Source organism: Pseudoduganella aquatica (genome assembly GCF_020865585.1).
Classification (GTDB): domain Bacteria; phylum Pseudomonadota; class Gammaproteobacteria; order Burkholderiales; family Burkholderiaceae_D; genus Rugamonas; species Rugamonas aquatica_A.
On record NZ_CP086370.1, the window covers coordinates 4036187 to 4057165 of the forward strand.

General features: G+C 63.7%; 15 protein-coding genes and 1 riboswitch. Of the genes, 7 read left to right on the plus strand and 8 right to left on the minus strand.

The window, feature by feature from the left end; translation table 11 throughout:
* Positions 1-1086: 1086 nt before the first annotated feature.
* Positions 1087-2103 carry an IS30 family transposase gene (locus KT882_RS18015; protein ID WP_267478617.1) on the minus strand — a complete coding sequence of 339 codons (1017 nt, stop codon included), beginning with the start codon at positions 2101-2103 and terminating at the stop codon, positions 1087-1089.
* Positions 2104-2254: 151 nt separating this feature from the next.
* On the opposite strand from KT882_RS18015, the gene KT882_RS18020 reads away from it, so the two are divergent.
* Complete coding sequence (locus KT882_RS18020; protein WP_228892892.1) at positions 2255-2437, plus strand: hypothetical protein; 183 nt, start codon at positions 2255-2257, stop codon at positions 2435-2437.
* 4 nt (positions 2438-2441) lie between these two features.
* Here the strand turns inward: KT882_RS18020 and KT882_RS18025 are convergent, their stop codons facing one another.
* The 3 genes from KT882_RS18025 to KT882_RS18035 all read right to left on the minus strand — a co-directional run bounded on the left by KT882_RS18025 (position 2442) and on the right by KT882_RS18035 (position 6367).
* Positions 2442-4439 carry a TonB-dependent receptor gene (locus KT882_RS18025; protein ID WP_228892894.1) on the minus strand — a complete coding sequence of 666 codons (1998 nt, stop codon included), beginning with the start codon at positions 4437-4439 and terminating at the stop codon, positions 2442-2444.
* A 76-nt stretch (positions 4440-4515) separates the two neighbouring features.
* A riboswitch (cobalamin riboswitch) is annotated at positions 4516-4733 on the minus strand.
* Positions 4728-5690 carry a hypothetical protein gene (locus tag KT882_RS18030; protein WP_228892895.1) on the minus strand — a complete coding sequence of 321 codons (963 nt, stop codon included), beginning with the start codon at positions 5688-5690 and terminating at the stop codon, positions 4728-4730. Its footprint overlaps the riboswitch before it by 6 nt.
* The gene (locus KT882_RS18035) at positions 5660-6367 is read right to left on the minus strand and encodes a hypothetical protein (RefSeq protein WP_228892897.1); all 708 of its coding nucleotides are present in this window, start codon (positions 6365-6367) and stop codon (positions 5660-5662) included. The genes KT882_RS18030 and KT882_RS18035 overlap by 31 nt, the downstream gene beginning before the upstream one ends.
* Before the next feature lie 203 nt (positions 6368-6570).
* On the opposite strand from KT882_RS18035, the gene KT882_RS18040 reads away from it, so the two are divergent.
* From KT882_RS18040 to KT882_RS18050, 3 genes are all read left to right on the plus strand, one after another.
* Positions 6571-6732, plus strand: coding sequence for a hypothetical protein (locus KT882_RS18040; RefSeq protein ID WP_161071199.1), 162 nt, complete (start codon positions 6571-6573; stop codon positions 6730-6732).
* Between the two features lie 194 nt (positions 6733-6926).
* Complete coding sequence (locus KT882_RS18045; RefSeq protein WP_228892898.1) at positions 6927-8414, plus strand: MFS transporter; 1488 nt, start codon at positions 6927-6929, stop codon at positions 8412-8414.
* Positions 8415-8455: 41 nt separating this feature from the next.
* Positions 8456-9478, plus strand: coding sequence for a glycoside hydrolase family 43 protein (locus KT882_RS18050; RefSeq protein WP_161071198.1), 1023 nt, complete (start codon positions 8456-8458; stop codon positions 9476-9478).
* Positions 9479-9615: 137 nt separating this feature from the next.
* Here KT882_RS18050 and KT882_RS18055 read toward each other — a convergent pair whose 3' ends face one another.
* Entirely contained in the window at positions 9616-10431 is an 816-nt protein-coding gene (locus KT882_RS18055; RefSeq protein WP_228896694.1) for a transposase, read from the minus strand.
* Here KT882_RS18055 and KT882_RS18060 point away from each other — a divergent pair.
* Positions 10312-10635: a hypothetical protein gene (locus tag KT882_RS18060; protein WP_228896833.1), complete on the plus strand. Its 324-nt coding sequence runs from the start codon at positions 10312-10314 to the stop codon at positions 10633-10635. The genes KT882_RS18055 and KT882_RS18060 overlap by 120 nt on opposite strands.
* Positions 10636-10642: 7 nt before the next feature.
* On the opposite strand, the gene KT882_RS18065 is transcribed toward KT882_RS18060, so the two are convergent.
* The 3 genes from KT882_RS18065 to KT882_RS18075 form a co-directional block, all read right to left on the minus strand.
* Complete coding sequence (locus tag KT882_RS18065; protein ID WP_228892899.1) at positions 10643-13828, minus strand: TonB-dependent receptor; 3186 nt, start codon at positions 13826-13828, stop codon at positions 10643-10645.
* Positions 13829-14087: 259 nt separating this feature from the next.
* A complete protein-coding gene (galB, locus tag KT882_RS18070) occupies positions 14088-16811 on the minus strand; it encodes a beta-galactosidase GalB (RefSeq protein WP_228892900.1) in 2724 nt (907 codons plus the stop codon).
* A gap of 172 nt (positions 16812-16983) precedes the next feature.
* Positions 16984-18063, minus strand: a complete 1080-nt coding sequence (locus KT882_RS18075; RefSeq protein WP_161071194.1) for a LacI family DNA-binding transcriptional regulator — start codon at positions 18061-18063, stop codon at positions 16984-16986.
* Positions 18064-18160: 97 nt separating this feature from the next.
* Between KT882_RS18075 and KT882_RS18080 the strand changes: the two genes are divergently transcribed.
* Positions 18161-19285 carry an endo-1,4-beta-xylanase gene (locus KT882_RS18080; protein ID WP_161071193.1) on the plus strand — a complete coding sequence of 375 codons (1125 nt, stop codon included), beginning with the start codon at positions 18161-18163 and terminating at the stop codon, positions 19283-19285.
* 19 nt (positions 19286-19304) lie between these two features.
* A complete protein-coding gene (locus tag KT882_RS18085; RefSeq protein WP_228892901.1) occupies positions 19305-20966 on the plus strand; it encodes a glycoside hydrolase family 43 protein in 1662 nt (553 codons plus the stop codon).
* Positions 20967-20979: the final 13 nt, after the last annotated feature.

Genomic DNA, 20979 nt, shown 5'->3' on the forward strand with positions numbered 1-20979 from the left:
CCCAAATGCAGCAAGGATAGACCTCCGGCGTAATCAAGCGCACCAGCACGGGCGTGCTCTGCCCAGGCTCTACAAATTCCAGTTCCGGATAAATGTGATTGCCGCTACTTTGGTAATTTTCGTGCAACAAATGCTGGGGACGATAACCTGACCTTACCGCTCCATGAACGGGCAATAAATGAAACACCCCCTCAAAGTCAACTCGATCATTCATTCTTGTTTGCGCCAACTCTTCTTAAATTCCGATCACGAGTATCGAAAAATGCCATGATTTGAATTCGTTGTAATAGTCTATGCGCTTTATTGCGCCTAATCCACTGGCCGATTGACGCCTCTTCAGCACTGCCAGAACAACTTCGCTTGATTCGTGTCGCAGTTGCACCGGTAAACATACGCGCAACCGCCGCCCCCGAAATTCATAGCTGTTTTCCAATCCGGCCCTTCTTCTAGCTGAGCAACAAACGACATCTGGGAACCGCACGAATTGCAGGAAGGTACTTCCTCACCTTGAATCCAGGAAGGACTCCCTCCCATTTGGCCGAGAACCTCCCGCATATTTATGCCTGCCGAGTTGCTCCAATCTTCCCGGGCGCTATCGTAACTCTCGCTGCCAATACGTTTAATTTTTGCACCATGGCGAAGAGGACGAACGACTTCACCAACCTCTGGCGGCTCAACCAGTTTCAGAGATTCGCATCCAACCGCAACCACTTTATTTCCCCCTGCGTCAGCATCCCACTCGGCGCATAACCCAGGGTCATTCTGACACATGAATAACAATAGTAGCGAGTTACTACAACTTTGGCTTTGTGTCTGGAGTTGGCAAAGAAACTGCATATTCCCCTTGCATGTAGTACAAGTAGGCCACTCTAAGAACCCTTCCGGTGCAGCCGGTTGACCGCCGAATCTAGTTTCGTCGCTTGCATCAGCATCGGCGACCGGATTGTTTATCAGGAGTGAAATCATAATTATCGGCAGTTAGACAAGAAGGGACACTGTTGATTGCCGACGTCGGCTGTTGGCCGAAAGGGACCGGTGACCATGAAGGATAACATGGCGGTTTCAAATACCAAGCGCAACACTGGGTTAATTAACAGTGTCAGTTGAATGTTGTAGCAGTTCGATGTGTTGAGTATAAACGACGAGTGGCGATTCGTAATTGAGCCTTGCTCTGGGGCGCGTATTGAGCGATAAGGCGATGGCGTCGAGCTCGTCCTGCGAGTAGATCGACAGGTCGGACCCCTTCGGCATGTATTGGCGCAGCAGCCCATTGGTGTTCTCGTTCGAGCCGCGCTGCCAAGGGCTGTGCGGGTCGGCGAAATAGATCTGGACACCGGTGCGCGCGGTAAGGATTTTATGGCCGTGCATCTCGCGGCCCTGGTCGTAAGTCATGGTCTTGCGCATCGCCGCCGGCTCGCGGTTGAGCACAGCGGAGAAGCTGTCGATGACCGCCTTGGTGGTGGCGTTGTCCATCTTGGCGAGCACCACAAAGCCGGTCGTGCGTTCGACCAGCGTGCCGACCGACGAGCGGTTGGCGGCGCCTTTGATGAGGTCGCCCTCCCAGTGGCCAGGGATGAGCCTGTCCTCAACCTCTGCTGGACGGATATGGATGCTTTGCATATCCGGGATTTGGCCGCGCCGGTCAGTGCCCCGGCTGCGGGGTTTGCGGACTTGATTGTGGTGGCGCAGACAGGCGATCAACTCGCGCTTGAGTTCACCGCGCGGATGCACGTAGATGGCGTTGTAGATAGTCTCGTGGGACACGGTCGCGGTAGGGTCGTCTGGCCAAAGGGCCTTGAGTTTGCGCGCTATTTGCTGCGGTGACCAGAAAAGATTCAGGTGATGCCGGACCACCTGGAATAACACGCCGTCCGGATGCAGTTTCGGCAGGCGGCGTGGCAGCACGCGCCGGGCTTGACACTGCGCATGGGCGGCGTCGGCGTCATAGACTCCGACGCCGCTGGTGCGCTTGAGTTCGCGGCTGATCGTGCTGGCAGAACGACAAAGGCGTTTAGCAATGGATCGGGTGGAGCACTGGTCGTCGCGCATGGTCATGACGACAGCGCGCTCCTGGGTTGTCAAATGTTTGTAGATTCTCGCCATGGCGGCACCTTACAGCAAAAGGTGTTGCACTTGGTCTTTGAGAACACCCATCTTGCTTATCCGAAAGCTGGCTGTCTTGGTATTCATCCTGCCAGTCATGAAGCCACTGGAAAGCGAATTGGGCCTGATATCGCCATTCACGGTAACAGTCATGATCACCAGCGCCGCCTACAGCATCGCCGCACTCGCTGGCTTGTGGTCTGTGCTGCACTGGCGCGGCGCCGCCATCAACCGCTACTCCTACTGGTTCGCCAGCTTGCACACGCTGTACCATTCCGCCGCCAGCGCCTACCTGGACCGGCACGGCATGATCCGCCGGCGCTTGTGGGCGTGAAGCGTCAGAACGTGGTGTGCAGCGTGAGGCGGTAGGAGCGCGGCTCGGCGGGGTGGTAGTGGATGTCGCCCACGCCTTCCGCCGGCTCGCCGGGCAGGCGCGAATCGTAGTAGTAGTCGATGTCGTTGATCTTGCGGCCGAACAGGTTGAACACGTCCAGCGACAGTTGCCAGCGGCGGTCGATGCGGTAGCTGGTGCGCAGGTAGGCGATGGCGCTGGAGGCGGAACGCTTGCTGTTGTCCTCGATCAGCGGGCGCGGGCCGAAGTAGCGCATCTGGAAGGCGCCGGACCACGGGCCCAGCTCGGTAATGGTGGCGCCGAACGAGGCCACCTTGCCCACCGCGCCGGGGATGTAGTCGCCGGCCTCGTCTCGCTCGGTGTAGCGGGCGCGCGAGTAGGCCAGGTCCAGGTCGAACAGCAGCCAGTTGCTGGCGATGTAATGATTGTTCAGCTCCACGCCCGAACGCTTGCTGCCCCGGCTGGCGCTGGTGTCGCCCGCGTCGCCCGAGAACACCAGTTCGGAGGCCGAGCGCAAACGCCACAAGGCGAGCGAGCTTTGCAGGCCGGGCACCAGCTCGGTGCGCAGGCCCACTTCGGAGCCGCGCGTGCGCACCAGCGGTGTGACCGGCTCGGCAGGCTCGCGCTCCTTGGGCGTCAGGTGCACGGTGGTACCGCGCGCGTCGTTGCTGTGGAAGCCGGAGCCGGCGTTCAGGAAGAACTCGGTCTGCTTCCATGGGCCGAGCACCACGGCCAGCTTGGGCGAGGCGATGTGCGCGTTGACCTTGCCGGAGTTCTCGGCGATGTCGCTGGCCACGTCGAAACGGTAGCTGTCGTAGCGCGCGCCGGCCACGGTGCGCAGCCAGGGCGTCCATTGCACGGTGTTGTCCAACCACAGACCGGCGCTGTCCTCCTTCACCGCCGATTCGGTGATGGTGCGCAGGATCTGCTGGCGCACGGTGCTGTACAGCGCCAGCGGTGCGATACCGTCGTGGCGCACCTGCAGGCCGATGCGGTTGCTCATGTCCCGCTCGCCCAGCTTGCCGAACCAGGTTTGCGACACGTCGAAGCCCAGCATCTTGCGGCGCTCGGTCTGGCGCGATTGGTCGCCGTTGACCGGGTCGTCGAGGAAGTAGGTGAAATTGTTGTACAGCGTGAGGGCGGAACGGACTGCGTAGGCGCTGGCCTGGAACTGGCTGTCGGCGCTGCGTTTGTTCATGCCGAAGGACAGGCTGTAGCGGGATGTGACGCCGCCGTCTGTAGGATCCAGCGTGCCGTAAGGATCGAGATCGCCACTGTCAACCGCGCGTTGCGGGATCTGGCTGCTGGCGTACCATGCGCCCTTGTAGGCCATGGCGGTAACGCTGTACTGGTCGTCCTTGGGGCCTGCACTGTAGCGCAGCACGCCGGCCTGCTTGCGGAACGATTCGGGCACTTGCCACGGGCCGTTGTTGTGCGCCAGTTCCAGCGCGTACAGCAGGTTGCCGCCTGCCAGCGGCGTGGAGTTGGCCACCAGGCCGCGCAGGTACTGGCCCTCGCCTGCGGTCAGCGTTGCGGTGCCGTCTTTCAGCTTGTTGGCCAGGGCCATGCGGGCCGCGCCGGCAGAAGCGAAGTCGCCTTCATCGGCATAGTAAGCGCCCTTCTTGTAGCTGATGCGGTCCACCAGTTCGGGGATCAGGAAATTCAGGTCGGTGTAGCCCTGGCCGTGCGCGTGGGTGCGCATGTTGATGGGCATGCCATCCACGTAGGTGGCGAAGTCGGTGCCGTGGTCGAGGTTGAAGCCGCGCAGGAAGTATTGGTTGGCCTTGCCGTCGCCGCTGTGCTGGGTGACGATCACGCCGGGCACGAATTCGAGCAGCTCGCCGGGGCGCAGTGCGGGCCGGTTGGCGATCAGCGCGGCGGTGACGACGCCCTGGCTGGCGGCGTCCGAGGTGCCGACGCTGTTGTTGTAATGCGCTTGCACCTGCACGGTCGCAACCGGGCCTTCGATTGGAAAATCTAACATGGAATGATCCTACGGAACGGCAATCCTCCCCACTTCCCCGTAGGCGCGATTGCGTAAGAAAGCGCCGCCTGCGCGGCCGCTTCCACCTGCCCTGGCCGGTATCCGGGCTCGCAAGCGTGACTGTCTTACCTTCCCATGCCTAAGCACAGTGGTGTAGAGAGACAGCCTGCCGTCAAGAGACGGCGCTTGCTAACCGTTGCGGGGGCAGCACACCCGGCCGCTTGCGCAGCCTGTGTTTCCCGTTTAACTGCGGGCGAGATTTCGCGCGCGGGCACCAGAGCGGGCGCATTATACGGTTGGCAAGCTGCGCGAGTCCAGTGCGGTGCAGCGGCTGCGGGGCGTGGCGTAGGAGGCCCTGGCCGCATTGCGCCGGAACAGCCTCACCTTGCCGTCAGGCGTGGCATAGACCGGCGTGTAGCTTGCCGTGGCGCGCAGCACTTCCGCCTGCAAGGGCGCCGGCGCCGACGCCAGCGCGCCCCATTGCAGCACGTAGTCCACCGCCTGGCCGCTGGCCTGCTCGTATCCCGCAATATCGATGCGCGCCAAGTCCGTGGCTTCCTGCTGCGGGCGCCAATGGAACAGCAGCGCCTGCGTGTCCTGCCCCGGCACGAAGTGCACCGGATAGACTTGCAGCCGCGCCAGATAGTTGAACAGCGCCACGCGGTCGCCGCGCAACTCCAGCCGGCTGGCGGCCTGGAAGAACGGGCGATACTTGGGCGGCAAGGACATGCCCGTGGCCCAGGCGCCTCCGTCGTCCAGCACCAGCGGCAGCACCGTGCAATGCGGCGGCACCAGCTGTTCCACCTCCGCCAACGGCGCCAGCTGCTGCTTGATGCGGTATTGGCGCCAGGTGCCGCCCGCCATCAGCGCCAGCGACACCACGACGGCCAGCGCCGCCATTGCGCGCCTTGCGCTGGCCGGCAAGGGCAAACAGGCCATGCACAGCAGGCCTGCAAAATAGGGAAACATCTGCATGCGGCGGTAATGGGTCCAGCCACCGCCCATGGTATCCGGGAAGGCCAAGGCCAGGGCGAGCAAGGATGCAAACAGCAGCAGCGCGGCCCAACTGCGGGTATCGGCGCGCCGGCTGCCGAGCGCCATCGCGCAACGGAGGGCGAGCAGCAGGACGCTGGCGAGAATGGCGGCCGCCAGTGCCGGGGCCAGGTAGCGGTCCATCGGCGTGTGCTGCAGGTTCAGCGGCGACAGGATGACGAAACTCTTCAGCCTCTCCTCCAGCGGCGCACCGAACACGACCGCTGCGCCACGCGCTCCGCCCAAGGACAGAACGACCAGAGGCAGCGGCGACAGCAGTACCCCCGCGTGCCGGGCATGCGCCCGCAAAGCCTGCACCGCCCCCCCGTGCGCCAGGCGGCCGCGCAAGACACCATCGTCAGCACGCCCAGCGCCAGCATGGCGGCCAGGAAGCCGGACGCGTGGGAAAAATGGGTGAAGTACAACGCCGCCACCGGCGCTGCCGCGCGCCAGGCTCCGGCCCGCTTCTGCATCCACAGCAGCGCAGCCATGCTCAACAGGAACCCGGTCACCGACAGGCAATAGTTGTACAACCCAAGGAAGAACAGCTGATGCAAGCCCAGCGGAAAGGCAAACAGCGCCACCCAGACCTGGCGCCGCCGGAACTGCTGGAGCAGCGCCGCCATGCCGGCCACCGGCCCCAGCAGGCAAGCAAGCTGCACCACCGCCTCCGCCACGTCCGGCGCGACGGCTTTCAGCAACAGCACAATCAGCCCGTACACGGCGAGATTGGGATGCAGGGCGCCATTGCGCTGATAATGCTGCGCCTGCAATCCCCCGGCATCGGGCGTCCCGCCGAGCATATGGCCGAAGCTCATATGCACCGGTCCGTCATTGGTGGCGAAGGGCAAAACGTAGAGCACCGCGGCCGCGTACAGCACGCCCAGCATCAGCATAGCCCAGCGCCAGGAATTCCCTTGCCTCGCCCGCATGGCCGCCTCCACGCTTTAGTTTTTATACAATGTGACCAATTTAGCATAATGGCGGTTTGAATATCGCATTCACACTGAGAATATCAGCCATCGAAAAATGCAATTGGATTTATATGTTGCAGCGCAGTATTCTGGACACATCGAAATCCAACAGCAGGAGAAACAGCATGAATTTCTCGTCCTACAGCCCATATGGCGTGACCCAAGCAACCAACAGCCCGTCGCCTTCGGACGTGCGCCGCTGGACGCGCATCCTGAAAGCCAAGCTGCGCAAGATCGTCGAGCACATCGGCTCGCCGTTCGTCGAAGGCCGCTACCCTCCGTTCTAAGCGGCAAACCGCCCGCTTCAGTAGCAACTCAGCACCATCGGCCGCGCGCGTTCTGCGCGCGGCAGCCCCCTTCTTCGCAAATGTGCAATTCTCATCGCCGGCATAGTTGACGCCCGGTGCTAAATCAGTCACCATCGCAAAATGGTTGCGCTATTCATTTCGAATTACGCACTGATAACGATAAATGAGACGACATGACAAGCACCGCAGACAGCTCCGCCGCCAAGCTGGGGACGATGGAGAAAATCGGCTATAGCCTCGGCGACCTCGCCGCCAACCTGATCTTCCAGACCCTGCTGACCTTCATCGCCTTCTTCTACACGGACGTGGCGAAGATAGCGCCCAACGCCGCCGCCACCATTATCTTCGTCGGCGGCCTGGTCGGCGCCTGCTTCAACCCCATCATGGGCCTGATCGCCGACCGCACCGTGACCCGCTGGGGCAAGTTCCGCCCCTGGATACTGTGGACCTCGGTGCCCTTCGGCCTGGTCGCCATCCTCGCCTTCAGCGTCCCCGATCTCGGCCCGCAAGGCAAGTTCATCTACGCCACGCTGACCTATGTGCTGCTGATGCTGATCTACTCGGCCAACAACCTGCCCTACTCCGCCCTGAGCGGCGTGCTCACCGGCAGCATGGAACAGCGCAACAGCCTGTCGGCCTACCGCTTCGTGGCCGTGATGGTGGCGCAGTTCATCATCCAGGTGCTGCTGCTGCCGCTGGTGCTCATCCTCGGCGGCGGCGACAAGGTGCAAGGCTTCCAGAACACCATGATCATCTTCGCCGTGGCCGGCACCATCTGCTTCCTGGTCACCTTCTTCACCACCACCGAGCGCATCGTGCCCACCGCCGAACAGCGCTCCAGCATCAAGCAGGACATCGCCGACCTGCTGGGCAACCGCCCGTGGGTGGTCATGCTGGTGCTCACCATCCTGGTCTTCATCACGCTGGCCCTCAAGGGCGGCATGTACATCTTCTACTTCAAGACCTACCTGAACGAAGCCTCGCTGGCCGCTTTCCTGCAAGACGTGGGCTTCAACAGCTTCATCCACGGCCTCAATTCCGTGCTCACCAGCGTCGGCCTGACCAAGTTCCAATGGCCGGAAGACGCCGCCACCTCCGGCTTCAGCCTGTTCAACGCCGCCGGCATCCTGATGATGATCATCGGCATCGGCTTCTCCAAGCCGCTGGCCGACCGCTACGGCAAGCGCGACGTGTTCGGCGCGGCGCTGCTGGTGTCCACGCTGTTCATGCTGGCCTTCTACTGCTACGCGCCCAGCTCCATCGGCCTGGTGTTCATGTCCCAGACCCTGCACGGCTTCTTCTATGGCATCACCATCCCGCTGCTGTGGGCGATGATCGCCGACGTGGCCGACTACTCCGAATGGAAAAACAACCGCCGCGCCACCGCGCTGCTGTTCTCGGCCATGATCTTCGGCCTGAAAGCCGGCCTGAGCATAGGCGGCGCGCTGGTCGCGGCCCTACTGTCCATGATCGGCTACGACGCGCTGCAAGCGGTGCAAAGCGAGAGCGTGGCGCACGGCATCAAGCTGTCGGTCAGCATCTACGCCTCCATCCCCTTCCTGGTGGGCGTGGCCAGCCTGGCGTTCTACGACATCCGCAAGGCGACCGAGCGCACCATCGAACAGGAACTGGGCCTGCGCCGCGCCGCCGCGCAGCGCTAATGCAAGCAAAAATATCAACTTAGAACCGGGTAACAAGCACCATGCCAGAACAAGAACTGACGCAGGACGACCTGCAGCAAATGAAAGCGCGCGCCATCTCGCAGCCGCTGGTCAGCCACATCTACACGGCCGACCCCTCGGCCCACGTCTTCAACGGCCGCATCTACATCTACCCCTCGCACGACATTGAAGCGGGCATCGCCTTCAACGACAACGGCGACCACTTCGCCATGGAAGACTACCGCGTGCTGTCGATGGACGCGCCGGGCGCCGAGACGGTGGACCACGGCGTGGCCCTGCACGTGAACGATGTGCCCTGGGCGGAGCGCCAGATGTGGGCGCCGGACGCCGCCTTCAAGGACGGCAAATACTACCTCTACTTCCCGGCCAAGAAAGCGGACGGCATCTTCCAGATCGGCGTGGCGGTGGGCGACGATCCGGCCGGCCCCTTCGTACCGGAAGCGGCGCCTATCGAAGGCAGCTACTCGATCGACCCGGCCGTGTTTGAAGACGGCGGCGAGCACTATATGTACTTCGGCGGCATCTGGGGCGGGCAGCTGCAGAAATACCGCGACAACGTGTATGGCGCCGGAAACGAAGAACCCGCCGACGATGAGCCCGCGCTGCAAGCGCGCGTAGCCCGCCTGGGCGGCGACATGAAGCAGTTCGCCGAAGCGCCGCGCGCCGTCGTCATCCTCGACGAAAACGGCAAAGAGCTGCTGGCGGGCGACCACGGCCGCCGCTACTTCGAAGGCCCGTGGATGCACAAATACCAGGGCAAATACTACTTCTCCTACTCCACCGGCGACACGCACTACCTGTGCTACGCCACCGGCGACAGCCCCTACGGTCCGTTCACTTATAAAGGCCGCATTCTCAGCCCGGTGATCGGCTGGACCACCCACCACTCGATCTGCGAAGTCGAAGGCCGCTGGTATTTGTTCTACCACGACAGCAGCTTGTCGGACGGCGTGACCCATTTGCGTTCGGTCAAGATGACCGAGCTGCACTACGACGCCAACGGCAACATCCTCCCCATCTCTCCCTACGGCGACGCCGCATAAACGCGGCCCAACGTGGTTTCAGCCCAGCCGGCCCGCGCCCGCTGGGTTTTTTTTCACCCTGGGTCAGGTCCGGCATCGGTCACTGCCGGGGTCAGTTCTATCATCACGTCATTTCATACATGGGGTCAGTTCTCGCATCACGTCATATTGTCCCTGCGCTCGAAATGTTGTACTGCCCGGCTTACCGTGCTCAAGGAGACGTTGAAGAACGCAGCAATTTGCGCCATCGTAAAGACAGTGGAGAAATAGGCCCTAGCCATCGCCTCGTCGCGGTCCGGGTATTTTTGCTGGTACTCGGCCAAGGTGAGCGCAGCAGTCCGCCGCTGGGCCTTGCACACGTCGCGCAGGGGGAGCTCGCCAGCCACGGCGCGATGCCGCTCCACAAATTCAGCATCGCCCAGTATCAATTGATGGCTCACATGTAGAAGCGGACTGCTCAGGCCGATGCCCTGCATCACGAATCGGATGTAGGCCTGCACGGCCTTGGCGCGCGTCGAGCTGAACTGCGAGAGCATCCAGTCCGTCTCCAGCCATTCAGGCGCTTCGTTAATCCCCAACATATAGCAGTAGCTGCTCCAAGCCCACTCGCCTGGCGCCCGGATCATGCCCGCGCGTAGCGGATTCAATACCTGGTAGCGCGCAACTTCAAGCAAATAGTTCTCCTTCTGCACCAGGATGGCGTGATAGCGGCCTTGGAAGAGATGCCCCACCAGTTGGTGCCGGCGATTGAAGTGCTGAGCGTAAAGCCCATTCACCTGCCGCATTCCCTGTGACAAGTTCGCTTCGACGGTTTCCACCAGCAAGTGGTAGTGGTTACCCATCTGGCAAAAGGCATGAACGACGAAGTTGAAGCGATTGCACACACGCGCCATGATATCGAGCCAGGCAAGGCGGTCCTGGTCATCAAGGAAGACGAGATCGCTGCGGTCACCACGTGCTGTGACGTGATACAGCGCGCCGGGAAATTCAAGTCGAAGTGGGCGTGTCATGCGCCTACGTTACAGCAGCGCAACGATCACATCTTGATCTGCCTCAGCTACGGTTCAGCTCGTGACGCGATGGTGGATCTGACCCCGGACGTCAAATGGCGTGATGCGAGAACTGACCCCACAATGGGAAAAACCCGGCAGGGTGAGCTGCCGGGCTGGGGGGACTAGCTTGCGCTTAGAACGAGGTGCGCAGGGACACGGTGTAGCTCGCGCCCGGCTTGTACTCGTCGAAGATGGCGTTGCTGAACTGGGTGTAGGTCTGGCTGATCGCCTTGTTGGCGTTCCAGACGCTGAACGTCAGGTCGGTGTTGTAGCGGAAGTTGAACATCTGCTTCAGGTTCACGCCGGCCGAGGCGTCCACCTGGGCGCGTTCGGTGGTGTAGGCGTAGGCGCCGCCCGGCACGTTCAGGCCCGTGCTGGTGTTGACCACGTGGCTGGCCGTGTACTGGCGCGAGACGCGGAAGTTCAGGCCGCCACGCTCATAGTAGAAGGTCAGGTTGTTGGTGCGCGGCGGCACGCCGGCCACCGGCGGCGCGTTCAGCGCGGAGTCGGTCTGCTTGGCGTACGTGAAGTTGGCCGTCAGCCCGAAACCTTTCACCGGCAGCATGTCCAGCGGCTGTTGCCAGGTCAGCTCGACGCCGCGCACTTTCAGCTTGGTGTCGATGTTGTATGGCTCGGTGATTTCGACCAGGTGCTTGTCGCGGCCGCCGCTGGCGGTCACCGACTGCTGCTGGGCGTCCGTCAGGCCGATGGTGCCGAACATCTGGTCCAGCTGCGCCAGCGAGTAGGTGGTGATGCGCTGGCCCGGACGGCTGATGATGTCCTTGGCGAAGCCGCTGGCAGAAATATAGGATTCGCGTGTCATGTAGTACTCGAGACCGATGTCCAGGTTCTGCGCTTCAAACGGCTTCAGCTTCGGATTGGTCACGCTGCCCTGGCGCGCGCCCTGGTCGCCCAGCGTGAGCTGGGTCTGGCGCAGGTCGGCCGGATTGGCGCGCGTCAGCGACTTGGAGCCGGAGGCGCGCAAGATCAGCTTGGGCGTGATGTTGTAGGCCAGCGTGGCCGACGGCAGCGCGTTGCCGTACTTGGTGGACTCGTAGGCCCACACGCCGATGTTGTCGTACAGGCCGCCGTTCTGCAGGGTGGCGTTGCGCGGGTCGGCGCCGACCGTCAGCGCGCCGATGGTCTGCTTGGTTTCGGCATAGCGCACGCCGGCGTTGTAGCGCAGCAAGCCGCCAAACAGCTCGGTGCGGCCGGTCGATTCCACATAGGCTGCGTTCACGACTTCGCGGATGTAGCCGCCGCTGCCGTTCTGGAAGCCTTTGTAGATGTTGTCGCGGAAGTACTGGTAGTCCGTCGCGGCGGCGAATTTCGGCCAGTCCACCGTGATGAAGCCGTTGCCCGATGGCTTGGCGTAGCTGGTGACGGCGGAATTTGGCACCACCGAGCCCAGGTAGGTCAGCGGCGCGGCGCCCACGGTGGAGCCGGTGCCGTAGCCTGGATAGGCGGTCTTCACGTCGGCCACGGCGCCCGGCGTGCTGCGGCCGTCGCAGCCCGGGGTGCGGATCTGCGTGTTGGGCTGGAAGAAGCGGTAGCTCATGTTGTTGCCGCAAGCGACATTCATCCACGCGTCGGCCACCGAGTAGCTGCGGTAGCGGCGCTCGATGTCGTCCCAGGAACCGCCGACCTTGACGCTGAAGGCGGTGTCGCCCCAGTTGACGTTCAGGCGCGAGCCCTTGGTCTTGTTGTTGCGCTCGTACAGGTCCATGCGCAGGCCGGACAGGCCCTGGCCTGCCTGGTTCCAGCCGAAGTTTTTCGGATCGTTGATGTCCAGGTTGCCGGTGTAGATAGGCGCGCGGCCCGGCACCGTGTTGTCGTAGTTGATGACCGAGTTCGGCGACGTGGTGGCCAGCAGCACCGTCGGCATGTCGCGCGAGAAGGTGCTGTTGGTGGAGTTGAAGTGCGCGTCTATGGTCCATTTGTCGGACGGACGGAACTCGAAGCCGGGGTTGAAGCTGCGGAAGTTGGTCTTCTCTTCCATCGGCCGGAATTCCAGCGACCAGAAGGTGTTGGCGAAGGTGGCTTTGGTGATGGTGCAGCCTATGGTGCAGTCGGTGCGGTCGAACTCCATGCCGACCGGGATCACGGTGTTGGCGCGGGTGCCGGCGTTCATCGCCTCGTAGACCATGCTGTTCTTTTTCTGGGCCAGCACGGTGTCCAGGTAGACGTCCCACATGTCGTTCGGCTGCCATTGCAGGCTGATGACTTCGCCGGCGCGCTTGCGCTCGCCTTCGTAGACCAGGTGGCGGCCCAGGCGGCCGAACAGGCCGTTGTCGATCTGCTGGATGGTGGCGCCGGGATTGAGCGCCAGCAGCATGGCGCGGTCGATCGGCTTACCTGCCACCAGGACGGAACTGGCGTAGGACGGCAAAGAGCCGTACGCCAGGCCGGACGGCACATTGTCCGGCGTGGACTGGTTGCCGCCGCCGGTGCTGTTAGGCTTGTCGGCTGCGGTGGCCTGGTTGGCTTTCAGCTGGAAGTTGCGCATGTCCACGGTCTGGAAGCCGTCGGTCTTGTATTTGGTGTCGCCCCAGGCCACACCGACCAGCGCGCCGATCTTGCCGAAGGTGCTGTCGTTCCAGGTGTTGCTGATCAGCGCGGAGCCGGTGCTGCCGGTCTTGCTGTTCTGTTCGCGGTAGTTGCCGCTCAGGGTGAAGGCGCTGCGGAAGCCGGACTTGTCGAACGGGCGCACGCTGCGCATGTTGACGGTGCCGGCAATGCCGCCTTCGATCAGGCTGGCCTGCTGGCTCTTGTAGACGCTGGCGCTGCGGAACAGTTCGGACGGCAGGAAGTCCATGTCCACTTCGCGGTTGGCGCTGATGGAGCCGCCCCAGCTGCCGGCCGAGGCCGACGCCATCGGCGCGCCGTTCAGCAGCACGCGCGTGAAGGCCGCGCCCATGCCGCGGATGGAGATGTTCAGGCCTTCGCCGTCGATCTCGGCGCGGCGCACGGTCACGCCCGGCACACGGGCCAGCGCGTCGGCGATGTTAGGGTCGGGGAATTTGCCCATGTCCTCGGAGAACACGGTGTCGCTCAGGCCGATGGCGTCGCGTTTTTCCATCGCGGACAGGCCGAGCGAACTGCGGAAGCCGCTCACTGTGACCACGGCCTTGTCGGCGGGCGATTTGGCGACGGCGGCGGTGTCCTTGCTGTCGGCCGCCGCGGTGGCCGCTGCCGGCGGCGCCACCGGCTCGGTTTGCTGCGCGTAGGCGGTGGAAATCAAGCCCGCGAGCATGGTCATGACAAAGACCTCTCCTCCCGAGCCCAGACGCCGGACGGCGCCCCCCAGATGCTTGTTCATACTGTCTCCTCTATTTATGGCCTCTAGTGCCTTGGTTGTCTGCGCCGCAAAGCGCATCAATCTTCTTATGTCAGGAAAAGCAAATTGTTGGTTGCGCAAACCATGCTTGCGCTGTGAGTTGTTTTTACCCTCCCCGGTTAGAATCAGATGGTAGCGACATTGAAATGAATAGCGCTACCATTTCATTGTGACCTTTTAAGCAATGCTGAGTCAACAACCATCGTGTCCATGCGTTGTTACATGGACACGGATAGTGAACTCAGCGCTTGCCGGTGTGTGACACTGGCTGCGCCTGCAGCGTGACGGAGGCGCTTTGCAGCGCCGGCGATTCGGCGCGCACGGTGATGGCGCCGCCCTGCCCCGGCTTGGCGCGCACGATGACCAGGCACAGGCCGTTGAACGCAGGCCGCTCGGCCGAGGGGAAAGGCACGAAGCTGGTCGGGTCGCCGTTGTCGGTCGCCACGATCTCGCCCGGGCCTTCGATGCTGAACTTGACGGCGTTGTTCGCCGTCGGCACGGTGCTGCCGTCCTTGTCCGCCACGCGCAAGGTGATGAAGGACAGGTCCAGGCCGTCCGCCGCAATCTGCTTGCGGTCCGGCGACACATCCAGCTTGGCGGCCGCGCCCACGGTGCGCACGGTGGAAGTTGCCCACTCCTTGCCCTGCTTGTAGGCCACCACTTTCACTTCGCCCGGCTCATACGTCACCAGGTCCCAGCGCAGGCGGTACTCGAACTCGGTGCGCTTCTTGCGGCCCTGGCTTTTGCCGTTGACGAACAGCTCGGCCTCGTCGCCCGAGGTGAACACGTGCACCGGCGTGACCTTGCCTTCCCGTCCGGGCCAGGTCCAGTGCGGCAGGATGTGGGCCAGCGGCAGTTCCGGACGCCAGCGCGCCTGGTACAGGTAGTAGCGGTCCTTCTTGAAGCCGGCCAGGTCTATCATGCCGGAGTAGGAACTGCGCGAGGAGTAGAACGGCGTGGGCTCGCCCAGGTAGTCCCAGCCGGACCAGACGAATTCGCCCGCCACGTAGGGATACTGGTCCTGCGCCGCCCAGGAGCGGTCCGCCGAAGTGCCGAAGTCCGCCGCGTACAGCTCGTAGGCGCTGACCTGGTGCGTGGTCCAGTCGCCGCCCGCGTCCGGGCGCACCGGGGACGTGAGCGCGCCGGTGACCGGGAACTGGTACTCGCCCCGGCTGCTCAAGGCGGAGGCGCTCTCGCTGCTGAAGATCACCTTGTCCGGGAAGCGCGCGCGGAACTCGGGGAAGCGGCCGGGATTGGTGCGGATGCCCGCGCCCTGGTAGTTCACGCTGATCATGTCCACCGTGGTGGGCAGCGGCATGTCGGCGCGCGCGTAGTTCATGGCCGTCATGGTGGGACGGCTGGCGTCTTCCTCGCGCACGATGGCGGTGAGCCTGCTGCCGATGACCGCGCCGGCCTCGCCCGAATACTGCTCGCCCACTTCATTCCCTATGCTCCAGATCAGCACCGATGGGTGGTTGCGGTCGCGGCGCAGCATGGAGCGCAGGTCCTGCTCGTGCCAGTCGGGGAAGATCAGGTGGGTGTCCAGCGCGGTCTTCTTGCGCTCCCACACGTCGAAGATCTCGTTGATGACGACGATGCCCATGCGGTCGGTCAGTTCCAGCAGCTCGGGCGCGGGCGGGTTGTGGCTCATGCGCAGCGCATTGGTGCCCATCTCGATCAGGATCTCGAGCTGGCGTTCGGCGGCGCGCACATTGAAGGCGGCGCCCAGCGCGCCCAGGTCGTGGTGGTTGTTCACGCCCTTGAAGGCGATATGCTCGCCGTTGACGAACATGCCCTTGTCCGGGTCCATGCGCACGTCGCGCAGGCCGAACTTGGTCTCGTAGCTGTCCACCACCGCGCCGTCGCGCTTCACGGTGGTGACGGCCACGTAGCGGTTGGGGCGCTGCATGGGCGGCGGTCCCCACAGGCGGGGATTGGCGATCGTGACGGAACCGGTGCTCTTGCCGCTGGCGTGCGGCGCCAGGTCGATGCGCTGCGGCGCGATGGACGCCACCACGCCGCCGATGCGCGCGCCCTTCTCGTCCAGGTTGTAGATGGCGGTCGATACTTCCACGCTGGCTGCGGCGACCGAATCGTTATCCAGCGCCACTTCCAGCGCCACGTCGGCCGAGGCCTTGCCCACATTGGCCGTCTTCACCTGCGTGCCCCACTGGCCCACATGGACAGGGTTGGTCTTGGTCAGCCACACGTTGCGGTAGATGCCGCCGCCCGGATACCAGCGCGAAGACTCCGGCGGGTTATCGAGGCGGATCGCCAGCGTGTTGGCGCCGCCGGGCACCACGTAGGGCGTGAGATCCACGCGCCAGGAGTTGTAGCCGTATGGCCAGCCGCCCACCAGTTTTCCATTCAGCCAGACCGACGCGTAAGACATGGCGCCTTCCACGTCGAGGAAGATGGAGCGGCCCTTGTCGGACGCGGGAATGGCGAGCTGCTTGCGGTACCAGCCTATGCCCCAGCTGGGCAGGCGGCCCACGCCGCCGTACGGCCCCTGCTCCAGGAACGGCCCTGCGATGGCCCAGTCGTGCGGCAGGTTGACGCGCTTCCAGGCGCTGTCGTCGTAGCCCGCCTTCAGGTAGGCCACGTCCAGCTTCGGCTCCTGCGCGGGGCGCTGGTAGCGGCGCGCGGGGTCGCGGATAAAGGCATTGCCGCTCGGGAGTATCCAGGGCTTGAGCACCGGCGTCTGCGCGGCGCCGGCTTTGACGGCGGCATCCGGCATGGCGTCCGCCGCCTTGCCGTCTTCGCTGGTTTTCACTTCGGGACGGACGTCGTAGCGCAGCGAATCGGACGTGCCGGCCGGGTCGCCCATCTGGAAGCGCCAGTCGGCGTTGATCAGCACGCGTTCGCGCTGCGGGGCGGCGGCCGTGGCGGCGGTGGCGGCCATGGCAAAAAAGCCGGCGCACAGCATCAGCCGGGCCAGTATGTTTCGGTTGGATAGTGGGTTCATTTTTCTTCAGGCAGTCCGGATAAAAAAATCGCCGGGGCCATGACTGGCAACCCGGCGAAAAGACCTTATGAGTTACGCGACCACCCAAGAAATCTGGGAATAACAGGAAATAGATAGCGCAACCATTTCAGTCTATTCCTTTGCAAGGGAGCTTGTCAAGACGGCTGGCCGATTAATACGACAACAGCGTGGGCGCATAGGCGCGCGCAGGCGGCCGCACACGCGGCGGCGCGTCGGACTGGCGGCGCACCAGCGTGAAATCGACGGACAGCTGCTCCGCCGGGCACGGTGTATGGTTGCGCATGGCCTGCACCTGCCGAACCAGGCAGCGCACGGCCGCTTCCGCCATGGCCGCCGTGGGCTGGCGCACCGTGGTCAGCGCGGGCCAGATGGTGACGGCCAGCGCGGTATCGTCGAAGCCGGCCACGGTCAGGTCGCCCGGCACGTCCAGGCGCTGCTGGTGCGCCACCGCCACGGCGGCCGCCGCCATGTCGTCATTGCTGGCGAAAATGGCGGTCGGCCTGTCGCCCAGGGCCAGTAGCCGCTCCGCCGCGTCCAGGCCGGAGCGGTAGTTGAACAGGCCGGGCACCACCAGTTCCGGATCCAGCTGGCCGCCGAAGTCGCGCAGCGCGGCCTGGTAGCCGGCCAGCCGCAGCGCGCTGCAGGACTGGGCCGGATTACCCATCACGAAGCCGATGCGCGCATGCCCCAGCTCGATCAGGTGGCGCGTCATCTGGTAGGCGGCGGCATGCTCGTCGATGCCGATGGCGCTGGCGCGGGGATCGGGCTGCCCGCAGGCCACCACCACCAGCGGCACGCCGGACTCGGCCAGCAACTCGACGATGTCGGCCCGGTCGCACAGCGGCGGCGGCAATATCATGCCGTCCAGATTGCTGTCGGTGAAGCGCTGCGCCTGCTCCAGGGCCTGTGCGCCCTCCTCGCACGCTTCCACAAACAGCTGCACATTATTCAGGCTGGCCTGGCTGAGCAAGCCAAGCAGGAATTCCGCCAGGTAGGCGCCGCTCGGTTTGCTGTAGAGGAAACCGACGCGTATGGGCTTTTGCCCAGCGATACTGCGCGCCTCGGGATTGGGGGCGTAGCTGAGCGCGGCGGCGGCGGCGGCGACTTTCTTGCGCGTGCTGCCGCGCACCGTGTCCTTGCCGTTCATGACACGCGACACCGTCATCGGCGACACGCCGGCCAGTTTGGCCACATCCATCATGTTGGGGATGCGTTTGCTTTCCGAGTCCATTCGGCAAATCTTTATGAAAAAAATTGATATAACATCATAATCCGAAATAAAATGAATTGCGCTATCATTGCGTATAAAAAATCCAACAAGGAGACATATGACTACCCGACGCAGCACCCTCCACATGCTCGGCGCCGCAGCCGGCGCCCTTCTACTGCCGCCCACAGCGCTTGCGGCGCCCGCTGCCGCCGGTCCCGAACCGCTGAAAGACATCGCCGCAAGGAAAGGCATGCGCTTCGGGAATGCGCTTGGCAAGGTCGGCGGGCCGGCCTACCGCGAACTGATGGCGCGCGAGTGCAATTTGATTGTCGCCGAAAACGAGACCAAATGGCCAGCCTTACAGCCGCGCCCCGGTCCGCACCAGTTTGGGGTTCCGGACGAGATGTTCGCCTGGGCGAAAAAGGAAGGCATGGCGCTGCGCGGCCACACGCTGATCTGGCAGTCGCCGAAATGGCTGCCGGCCTGGGTCAACGCCTACGACTTCGGCGCGCAGCCCAAGCAGGCCGCCGAGCGCCTGCTGGCGGAACATATCAAGGCCGTGTGCGGCCACTTCGGCAAGGACATCATCAGCTACGACGTGGTGAACGAGGCGGTCAACCCCGCCGACGGTGCGCTGATCGAAAACGTGTTCAGCCAGCGCCTGGGCGCAGTCGGCGAGATCGACCTGGCCTTCCGCCTGGCGCACGAGCACGCGCCACACGCGCAGCTGGTCTACAACGACTATATGGGCCCAGGCGCGGGCAGCGCCAAGCACCGCGCGGGCGTGCTCAAGCTGTTGCAGGACTTGCGCGCGCGCGACACGCCGGTGCACGCGCTCGGCCTGCAAAGCCATATCGGCGACGCGCTGCCGCCTGCGAACACCGCCGCCGGCAGCGAATGGCGCAAGTTCCTCGATGAAGTGACCGGCATGGGCTACGACCTGCTGATTACGGAGTTCGACGTGAACGACCGCAAGCTGCCTGTCGATTTCGCCCAGCGCGACGCAGGCGTGGCCGCGCTGGCGCGCGACTACCTGGACCTGACGCTGAGCTATCCGCGCTGCCGCGACTTCCTGCTGTGGGGCATGGCGGACCACGTGAACTGGCTGCAGACCTGGAAGGAAGCCGCACGCCCGGACGGCAAGGCCCAGCGCCCCGCCCCGTTCGACGACCAGCTGCGCGCCAAGCCGCTGCGCGACGCCATCGCCAAGGCCATGCAGGACATGCCGCAGCGCGCCGCCTGAAACCACTTGGACATCAACCATGCGACTTAAAAACATACCGCTCTACACAGCGCTCGCCTGCGCGCTGATCGCCACCGCAGCCCAGGCCAGCGACGCTCGCTTCGAGCGCTTCAGCTACGAGGGCCGCACGCAGGAGATAGCGCAGCCGGCCGCCGGCGAATTCCGCAACCCCATCCTGTCGGGCTACTATCCGGACCCGTCCATCACCCGCGTGGGCGAGGACTACTACCTGATCAACTCATCGTTCACGCACTACCCCGGCCTGCCGGTGTTCCACTCGCGCGACCTGGTGAGCTGGAAGCAGATCGGCAACGCCATCGACCGCCCCGGCCAATTCAACTTCCAGGGCCTGCGCTCCTCGCGGGGCATCTTCGCGCCGGACATCTCCTACAGCAACGGCGTGTTCTACATCGTCACCACCTGCGTTGATTGCGGCGGCAACGTGGTGATGACCGCGTCCAATCCTGCCGGCCCGTGGTCCGATCCCAAGCCGGTGAAATTCGGCGGCATCGACCCGTCCATCTTCTGGGACACGGACGGCAAAGCCTATATGGTGAACAACGGCGATCCGATTGAAAAGCCGCGCTACGACGGCCACCGCGCCATCTGGGTGCAGGAGTTCGATCCCAAGACCCTGTCCATGGTCGGCGAACGCACGCTGATCGTGAACGGCGGCGTGGACATCAGCGCCAAGCCTATCTGGATCGAAGGGCCGCATTTGCTCAAGCGCGGCGAATACTACTACCTGATCGCGGCCGAAGGCGGCACCGGCGACCAGCATTCCGAGGTGGTGTTCCGCTCCTCCAGCGTGCGCGGGCCGTTCAAGCCCTACGAGCACAATCCCATCCTGAGCCAGCGCTCGCTGGACGGCAAGCGCGCCAACCCGGTGACGTCGGCCGGCCACGCCAAGTTCGTGCAGACGCAGAACGGCGACTGGTGGGCCACCTTCCTGGCCACGCGCCCTTACGACGCGGACCTGTACAACATCGGCCGCGAAACCTTCTTGCTGCCGGTGACGTGGAAAGACGGCTGGCCTATGGTGCTGGAAGCGGGCAAACGCATTCCCTTCACCGCGCCCAAGCCCAAGCTGCCGGAGCAGCCGCGCCCTGAGCTGCCCATGTCCGGCGACATCGCCTACACGGACGAATTCACCGGCGCCGCCCTGTCAACGCAATGGATAGGCGTGCGCACGCCCGCCGCGCCGTTCTACAAACTCGAGCAAGGCGCACTGGCGCTGACGGCCGGCGGCCAGCTGGGCGACCTGAAAAGCACGCCGTCCTTTATCGGCCGGCGCCAGCAGCACCATATCGCCAAGGTGTCGACCACGCTGAGCTTCCAGCCGCAGCGGGACGGCGACCGTGCCGGCCTGGTGGCCTACCAGAGCGACGAGTCGTATCTGTTCTATGGGATCAGCCGCATCGCGGGCAAGAATGTGCTGGCCCTGTACACGCGTGCCAAGGCCAGTGAGGATGTGCTGGTCGCCAGCGCTCCGTTTGAAGGCGACAGCGTCGCGCTGTCCGTGCAGGCGGACGGCGGCAAGATGGCGTTCAGCTACACCGCAGGCGGCAAGACCGAAACGCTGGCGGACAAGGTGGACACCACCTTCCTGTCCACCCGCAAGGCAGGCGGTTTTGTAGGTACCATCATCGGCCCCTACACCTGGCGCGCGAAGGCAAATTGAGATTGGGGGCATG